The organism is Citrobacter braakii (genome assembly GCF_002075345.1).
GTDB classification, from domain to species: Bacteria; Pseudomonadota; Gammaproteobacteria; order Enterobacterales; family Enterobacteriaceae; genus Citrobacter; species Citrobacter braakii.
On record NZ_NAEW01000038.1, the window covers coordinates 1 to 8,327 of the forward strand.

The following is an 8,327-nucleotide window of genomic DNA, read 5'->3' on the forward strand; positions in this document are numbered from 1 at the left end:
GGGGTAGCAGGCGGTTCACCAGCCTGACCGTTCCGCGCAGAAACTCCCGGACATCGGGCAGAATGGGCTTTATCACCCCGACCACACTGCTGGCGGCCAGAACAACAATTTCGGTCATCACCCCGGCAGCGCCTTTTGAGTCGATGATGATGACGTCATACTGGCGGAACAGAGGATGCTGCAGTACATTGCGCAGGCGCATCCTGCCGTCCGCGATGTGCAGTATCTCTCCCGGCAGACGCTCATCCGGGTCATTGGAGACAATCACATCCAGATTCGGAATACAGGTGCGGGAAATAATATTATCAGGATTACTCAGGTCGACCGTCTGCGTCAGCAGTTCATAGAGACCACAGGGGGCCTCATAATCCAGGTGGTATATACTGCAGGACGTCGGCTGGGAGTAGTCGCCGTCAATCAGAAGGGTTTTCAGACCGGCATCGGCAGTGAAACCGGCAAGATAGGCACCCTGGGTGCTTTTTCCCTCGCCGCCCTTGGTGGAGATGATGGAAAGGATTTGTGTCGCGACTTTTGTCAGCGGAAATGGTAAGGTACTGCTGTGATTGCTTTCGATCCGGACAAAAGAAGACGATCCGGATGCTTTACCAGGCGGAATCGAACAGGTATCAGAAGAACCAGTTAAGTTTTGCATGCCATACACTCGAATGTTGATCGAATGTTAATATCTGGCTACAAAACACGCTGAAAGCCGATTTTTTAACCGCTTTTCAGGACAGGGGATTGAAAATCCCCGTGTCGGTGGTTCGATTCCGCCTCCGGGCACCACATCTTCAGTACCCACCTGTTGCGTTCATTATGGGTCTCAACAGGTGTAAAAGGTACCACAGCCGATTATGCAGACAACTCAAATCTGTAATGCCTGATGGTTTGTGTTACCAAACAGCCAGTGACTTGCCCTACAAGTCACTGGCTACCTTTTGTTACGATTTCGGCAACAGTAATGCCACAGATGTCTGGATCTGTCAACCGGATGTAAATAAGGTTTCACCCGAAAACTATATATTATTTTTTCCCGCTGTATTTTTTCAGAGCCTCTTTTATCCCCTCGATATCCCCGTCCACATACTCCAGCGTGGTATGGATACTTGAATGTCCCAGCAGATCTTTCACTATTTTCAGGTTGCTTCCGGGCAGCTTCATCAGTTCCGTTGCTATCGTGTGACGGAAACGGTGCGGGCTTATTGCGTACCCGCATTCACGGGAAAGGCGACGGAAAAAAGCCCTGATGGAATAAACCCCCATACGCTTCTCTGCGGCTTTCCTCCCCGCAAAAAACCACGAAACATTGAACAACTGATCGGTTTCTTTCATTCCACGTAATTTAAGCTCATCCATCAGCGGATAGAGCCTGTCACGCAGTACCGGGGTTATCGGAACCCGGTTTTCATTGTGGTTCTTCGACGAGCGAGCCTGTAGCACAATCATATCCTCATCCCTCAGAATATCGCCCATCCGCAGATTAAGTAGCTGATTCTGGCGCATACCCGTATAACGTAGCGTGTCCAGAACAGTGAGCCAGAAACGAGCCGGCATAAGTGCACAACGCCCCCCCTTACATATCCCCTGAGTTCCCATAATGTCATGGCGTTCCATAACCAGGTACAAACCCGTCATCTGCTTCGGCGAAAGGATTTTCTTACTTTTCACTTCCTGTCTGACCACCACTTTATAAAACGGATTTTCAAATGTTTCTTTCTCATGAGGGAAAAGCCCCGTTTTAATAGCGTGATTAAATACAGCCCGCATGTGTCGAACCTTATTATTCCATGTCCACGTTGACAGTTGCTGCTCATATAACACCTTCTGTCGCCACTGATGCACATGGATCTTTGATATATCGGCAGGCAGTACATCCTTACCAATAAAATTAATAAATGTCCTGGTCACTTTCTCATAACTCCAGCGGGTATCCTCCCTGAGATGATGAGTTTCAAAATAATCATTGAGTAACATTTCAAATGTTATCCCTTTATCATTTGCCATATAAATAGTTCCTTTTCAAAAAATTAACATTATTTTATTGCATGCCAGATATCACTGCCTTCAGTTACCGGATGTAAATGGCCGCTGTGTAACAGACAATTAACAAATTAACAACTTACATACTTTGTTCATTTATTATCCACAGTTACATATTGTATTTATTTGCAATAAATAAGTACTGACTGTCCTCACTGACTGAAAATACCGGCATTAATTTTCTTATTTTTATCAGATAACCGAACAGAGCTTCCGGTTCGCCCACACGTCCTTTTTCAGGATATTTATGAAAGCTGTAAAGCCCCTTCCCTTTAACAACGAAATGCACACCAATTGCCTCAAATTCTTCCTGTATTTTCTTTCTAAGCCTCGGTTGCATTTTGTTTTCCCGGAGAAAATCCCTGAATATTCCTGGAACCGGAGCAAACAGCAATCCGCTGACAACATGCAGCGAAGAGTCACTGTTATTGACGGTTAATGAACCCGTATTTATCTGCTCAAGTAACCAGGAAATAAACTGTGCCCCGTAATTTTCACCATCCACCGCGTCCTCCACCTGAGTCACAATTGTATCTTCTGAAAACGTATATTCCGGAGCACCTGTCTGTTTATCAGACTGATTTCCGGGTGCTTCCACAGGGAATCCGAAATCTGCTGTATCCTGTGGGTTTTCTGCACTGAACCCCATCAGCGCCATCACGTTACCAATAGTCTGATCTGCTGGTTCTTCCGGCACGGATGCTGGCACCTGTACAACAGTATTTCCGGCTCCGGCAACTGTGGCCCCGTCAAGAGCCGATCCCATAACTATTTTTGCCCCCGGAGCTGCAACAACAATCTGTTGCTGTTCCGTCGACTGTGTCACCACTCCCGGCTGTACGACTGACGCGACCACACCCGGTACCACGGGGGCAGGAACAACCGGTTCAGGTGTATTCCGGGTTTCAGCCGACTGACCACCTGCCAGTTCAGCCGCCTCACTGATTATTTTTGACACCACACATCCGGGTCTGTCCTTCCCCCTGATAATACGCAACAGCGTGTCCAGCGCCGCCGGCGTCCTGCCCAGCCAGACAACCACGTCCTCCGGCAGCAACCGCATCCCCAGCAATACCGCCAGCGCCTGCGACCTCTCCTCCCTGTCCTTACAGAAACGCAGCCGGTATGGCTGTGACGGCACAACCAGCCCCGGGATCCAGAGGGTACCGTCGGGCAGTTCCCCTTCCAGCAGGCCAAACACCGTCAGCGACCGGCACAGCGCAGCATAAAAAATCACCGCGTTCCAGGTTGCCGCCTGCGCTGACTGCTCCTCAGCCCCGGCCCCCTGCGGCAGCATATATCCCCGGGATAACCGCAGCGCGTAAGCCACCGTCGTCAGCGTGAAATCAACCAGGCCGCCCACCACCGCATGATGTTCCTTCTCCGTGACCGGCAACAGTTGCATCAGATTCACGCAGCGGCGCAGCGGCTGCATGTAATACCGTTCTGTCCCTTCCTTTGTCATCAGGCTGTTATCGCGTATCTGTTTCAACAACCCCTGACAGTTTTCCGTGTCAAGTATCTCCTCCGCCGTCAGCGGCCGCAGATATCCGCGTGCTTCCGGCGTCCGTTCCTTTCCCTTACCGGAGGTACTGAACCCGAAAAGCTTACGCCACATCCTTTTCCTCCCCGTTTTCACTGACGTCATCACCGGTATCACTGTCGTCCCCGTCACTCAGGCCGGACAGAATGTCTTCTGCCGGTGGCTGCGCCAGTACCTCCTGTATCACCGGGTCAGGAACCAGCGTCCGTCTGGCGCGTGTGGCAGCGACATACAACAGGTTGAGTTCATCGTCCCGTTTATCCGCCGGCATCTCCGGGTTCAGGATATCGGCAAAGTCGTCATACAGTTTCACAGTGTCCCATTCCAGCCCCTTGCTGCGGTGTGCCGTACACACCGTCACATCCGCTTCACGCTCGTCCTCCACCCGCTGCTGCCACAGCGTTTTCAGCCTGTCCGGCAGCGGGAAAAACTGGTCGAGAATATTCATCGACTGCTTCATTTCCGGGTCTCCCGTTTCTTCCGCCACTTCACAGTACTCCGCGTAGTCCCGGTAATTCTGCGTCAGGGTGTCCTTCTTCATCCGTTCCGGTAAGTCCACCGAGAGCCAGTACAGGTCCAGCAGGTCATCCACCCTGTAGCTTTCCATTCCTCCCACCCAGTACACCTTCTTTCCGGCCAGCGAGTAATGCAACGCCGTACCGATGACGCCGCACACCGTCCGGTGCAGCACGGCACGGTGACCGCACGTCCGGGGGAGCGTTTCCAGAACCCGGTCAGGCCCGCCTTTCCCCGTCACCTTACGTGTTTCCCCCTTCAGCGCCAGCAGCCGGTTGGCCACGTTCGCCACCTCCGGGCCAAAGCGGAAGCTGTGCGTCAGCCACAGACGGTCAGCGCCATCAAGTGCCGGGCCATTCATCGCGTTATCCGCGCCACGGAAACGGTAAATCTGCTGATGCGGGTCACCGACCAGCACCACCCGGCAGGACTGGTTCAGGACAATGGCGCTGGTCACCGGGTTAGCATCCTGAGCTTCATCAAAAAGAATGGTGGAATAACGGGATGACAGATTCGGTCTGCTGAGCTGGTAAAACTTGAGGTAGGTGTCATGCGTGACGGGGAAGTCGCCCCGGCGGGCGGTCATCATCAGCCAGATCTTTTGTGCGGCGGCCAGCGTCTGTGCCAGCTCCGCGCCGGACAGTTCCTCCTCATCCGGCGTGTGCATCGCCATGATTTGTTCATCCGCGCTGGTCATAAAATGGTTCAGCGTGAACAGCACATTACCGGCCAGACGCCAGTTTTTGCTGTTCAGGGCGCGGGCAATGTCGGTCACTTTCAGGTTGCCGGCAATCCGCGTGGTGAAATATTTTCCCGTCACAGCAAACGCCAGCTGATGCGATGTCCTGCAGGTCACATTGAACGGGAACTTCTGCTGTGCCTCGTCACGTATGGCACGGTTGTAGGCCACATACAGCATCCGTTCATCAGAGTTCTGCTCTGCAAAACGCCGCAGGGTGGTGGTCTTGCCGGTGCCAGCAAAGGCGCCAACAACCAGGCGCGTTCCCTGCCAGTCAATGACGGCAGACTGTTCGGGTGTATCAGAATAAGTCATATCCGGGTCTCCACAGAAAGAGTAACCCGCCCATGGTGGAAACAATGCGTAACCGACGCCAGCCTAAAATCAGTACCCGGAAATGAAAATTAACTTTCCGGAAAACGGTCTGCGGAAGACAAACAGCACTGATACCCGCCGTACGTCACACGTTTTATTCTGTAAAAATTGTGTAAATTTTCACCTGTACATCTTTCGTGAGAATGCGTATCATTTTCTTTTATGTCTGATTATTACAGGAGTTTCGATGAAAACGTTATTTTCACGCCAGACAGTCCTTCCGGCCTTATCCGCTTTAACGATGGTACTTACCGCCTCACAGGCGTATGCCGCCATGTCCATTCAGCCCGTCCTGACCAGCATGCCACCATCAGAAAAACCCTACCAGATGGCATACGTGGGTAATGACGAAAACGTACAGCCTGAACTGCGAAACTCCGTTTATGTTGCCTCATTTGGCTCATCATCAGGAAGTGAAGGCGAAAAACGACTGAATTCTGATGACCCAGACCTGCCCCTGTCACAGCGGTTCGCTGTTGAAGGTTATCCGCGCTTTATTCAGATTAAGGACAACGGTGATGTTATTCGCTGGGACGTGAAGGATTATCCTGCATATCAGGACAGTGGCGAAAATAAACACGGAACTCAGATTGCGTTTGCTAAATTCCTTAAAGATTACAACACCCCGGAAGCGAAACCACTTTCGGTTCTGAACTATTTACAGCCCCTGCATTCCGTTGACTATCGCGACGGGAAATTACTGGGACAACAGACCTTTATTGGCAAATATGTTTTATGGGATATGGGGAAACCGGTAACAGCAAAAGACGGGAAAGGTACTTTAGGAAAAGACAGCGTTCAGATAAACAAGGGCACCGCTTTTGATAACTGGAAAGAAGTCCGGGTGCGCCTTTCACGGTTCAGCAGTGACGGGAAAACCGTTTATGGCGTCGTACGCTCAGAAGCGGAAGACCCCGATGATAAAGAGTTCAGCGTTGATTTGACATACTTTGGCACAGACACCCTGCGTAACGGTGAGACACTTAAACGTCAGAACATTAAAAATGCCTCAAGTGGACATGCTTTATTTATTATTGAGAATAATATTTATACCGGCGGGAAAGACATCCGTAAAACGGATATAAAATCAGGGAAAGTCACCACCTATAAGCTGAATGGTGATACCGATTTCGGTGAAGCATCCCCGTCATTCCTCAACATGATTGTTGATGAAAAAAATAACCGCATATATACCATCAACAGCCGGGATATTGACCCGGATGAAACTGACGCAAAAACCTATGACGAGTACCTTGCTAAATTTAAAGAGTTTGCTGCGGCACACAAACACGGCCTGTACGTGTTTGACATCAGTCCGGATGACACTCTGACACTGAAAAACTATGTTCCGATGGTTCAGCCCGTGGAGCTGGTTCTGTCCGGTGACGGAAAAACGCTTTTCGCCAATGACCGTATGGAGCGCACCGTCAGCGCGCTGGACACCACCGGTGACATAAAGGTGAAAGACTCCGTGACGACTACCTGCCATAACAGCAACCTTGTCCGGGACGGGAATGATAATGTCTATGTCACTTCCGTTTATACCTATCAGCTCAGACTCGCAGGTGCCGGGGATAAAAACTGCAACAGCATTAGCAAAATCTCTTTTAAATAACACATCAGAATGACAACCGCCCCGGTCTGTAAAAGACCGGGGGATAATTCCCCGCCCCCACGACATCTCTTTGTCATGTTGTCCGTAAATGAAAATTTACGCGTCTCTCATCCTGCAGGAATAGCCGTGCGGGAACCTGCCCTGATTAAACACTGAGCAACAACCAGAATCTGATTGATTCGGGGGCCTGATTCGTGACGCTCAATCGGCACCCCACTTTCATGTGACCATTTCCCCGTCAGATATCGCCTGTTTTACAGACATAATAACCATGCAGATTCATTCCGGCTCTGCAATGCCGGAATGTCCGCGGAAACTGCCGTGTAAAAAAAACAAAAAAAATATCAAATCGTCATGATAAATAAAAAACAATAATGTTATTTCAGAGCCACCATTACTTTAAAATTATTTGCTTTAAATCAGGAAATACTCTTACTCTGTCAAAAACCCGGTGCAATATTATTATCATCGGGGAATAAAAGAGACGAAAGAAACAGAGCACATATATATTCCCACACTCCCGATAAAACAGCCAACAGAAACCAGAAGAGGTATCCACGATGAAAAAGTTAACCGCCCTTTTTTATTGCGCGCCTGTACTTTTATTTTCATGCTTCACCTGCGCCATGACGCCGGATAATACTGCCGCAGCTATCCGAAAAAACGCACAGAATGCCACGCCTCACCCGTCCATACCTGTTGCGAAAAACGAGCCGCATATTATGACACCGGACAATAACAACCGGGTTATCATTCCTGCCGGCAAAACACTGATAATGCCGGAAAATGAGGCCAGAAATATTATCTCGCAGGTGGTGAATTACAACGGCATTCAGGAATCACACAGAATAGCAAAAGTCAGCGATACGTTCATTCTGGGATGAATCCGGGAACCACCACTCTTTATACCGATAAAAAAGAAAGCATCAGAAAACATTAATCGAAAATCAAATAAAGAAATACTTCCTTCGATTATTGCACCACCGGATACAGAGGTTTTACCACGTATTTACTCGTAAATATTTCCGGTATTAATTTTTATTTCACGCGGCAGGAAAGGAGTTACCCGAATGAATACAGAACAAAATCTGTATGAAATGAATTATACCTGGCTGAGTCTGGCGCAGAAAATGCTGCAGAAAGACAAAAGTATTGCCATGTTCCGGCTGGGACTGAGTGCCCCGGTAGCCGGTCTCATCAGCAGCATGGCAGAAACACAGCTGCGCCAGTTATCCCTGCACCCACATTTTATCTTCACCCTGCGCATCAGGAACCCTGCCGCGCTGGAGGGGTTATTGCAGGATTCCCGGATTGACCACCTCAGACCCATGCATGCGGCCATCCTGTGCCTGTCTGATACCGGAGGTGGGTAATGGCATCTGAAAGTCTGCTGCAGGAACTGCAGGATACGCAACTGGCCGTGGAGCTGATTTCTCTCGGCGCCCGGATGCAGTTACTGGAACACACCGTCAGACTCAGCCGGGGAAAAATGACCCGGC

General features: G+C 50.0%; 8 protein-coding genes. 4 read left to right on the forward strand and 4 right to left on the reverse strand.

Going from position 1 to position 8,327, the window contains the following annotated elements; genetic code table 11:
* The 4 genes from BZK42_RS27025 to BZK42_RS27040 all read right to left on the reverse strand — a co-directional run.
* Positions 1–652: ParA family protein (locus BZK42_RS27025; RefSeq protein WP_143329763.1), on the reverse strand; the 652-nt coding region annotated here is incomplete at its 3' end.
* Between the two features lie 371 nt (positions 653–1,023).
* Positions 1,024–2,004 (reverse strand): tyrosine-type recombinase/integrase, encoded by a 981-nt coding sequence (locus BZK42_RS27030; protein WP_080861231.1) that lies wholly within the window; start codon positions 2,002–2,004, stop codon positions 1,024–1,026.
* A 145-nt stretch (positions 2,005–2,149) separates the two neighbouring features.
* Positions 2,150–3,658, reverse strand: coding sequence for a TraI domain-containing protein (locus tag BZK42_RS27035; RefSeq protein WP_158083400.1), 1,509 nt, complete (start codon positions 3,656–3,658; stop codon positions 2,150–2,152).
* Positions 3,648–5,153 carry a UvrD-helicase domain-containing protein gene (locus BZK42_RS27040; protein WP_080861237.1) on the reverse strand — a complete coding sequence of 502 codons (1,506 nt, stop codon included), beginning with the start codon at positions 5,151–5,153 and terminating at the stop codon, positions 3,648–3,650. The genes BZK42_RS27035 and BZK42_RS27040 overlap by 11 nt, the downstream gene beginning before the upstream one ends.
* 247 nt (positions 5,154–5,400) lie before the next feature.
* Here BZK42_RS27040 and BZK42_RS27045 point away from each other — a divergent pair, with 247 nt between their 5' ends.
* From BZK42_RS27045 to BZK42_RS27060, 4 genes are all read left to right on the forward strand, one after another.
* Entirely contained in the window at positions 5,401–6,828 is a 1,428-nt protein-coding gene (locus BZK42_RS27045) for a YncE family protein (protein WP_080861240.1), read from the forward strand.
* Between the two features lie 560 nt (positions 6,829–7,388).
* Complete coding sequence (locus BZK42_RS27050; RefSeq protein WP_080861255.1) at positions 7,389–7,712, forward strand: hypothetical protein; 324 nt, start codon at positions 7,389–7,391, stop codon at positions 7,710–7,712.
* A gap of 186 nt (positions 7,713–7,898) precedes the next feature.
* On the forward strand, positions 7,899–8,201 hold the full coding sequence (locus BZK42_RS27055) for a flagellar transcriptional regulator FlhD (protein WP_080861258.1): 303 nt from the start codon (positions 7,899–7,901) through the stop codon (positions 8,199–8,201).
* A partial coding sequence (locus tag BZK42_RS27060; RefSeq protein WP_249025182.1) for a FlhC family transcriptional regulator occupies positions 8,201–8,327 on the forward strand: 127 nt, incomplete at its 3' end. The genes BZK42_RS27055 and BZK42_RS27060, both read left to right, overlap by 1 nt.